General features: G+C 65.7%; 1 protein-coding gene. It reads left to right on the forward strand.

The window, feature by feature from the left end:
• Nucleotides 1-230, forward strand: a 230-nt coding sequence (locus NDO48_RS29565) for a hypothetical protein (protein ID WP_267322965.1), incomplete at both ends; no start/stop codon positions are given.

Here is a 230-nt window from a genome sequence, read left to right on the forward strand (position 1 = left end):
GTGCCTGATCGTACTGGGCACCACGACCGAGAACTCGCTCGCTGCATGGGTTCTCGGATCCATGGTGCGCACGGTGGTCGAATGCTCACCGAACCCCGTGGCGATCGTGCACACCTTCGATTCCGAGCGCGACGGCGCGGTCGTCGCCGCTCTGGGAGACGTGAAGGTTTCGGCATCGGATCTCGTTCTGGCGCGGGCATTCCACGAAGCGTCGATGCGCGGGGCGAGCG

It is taken from the genome of Aminobacter sp. MET-1 (assembly GCF_026521175.1).
In the GTDB taxonomy this organism is placed as follows: Bacteria; Pseudomonadota; Alphaproteobacteria; order Rhizobiales; family Rhizobiaceae; genus Aminobacter.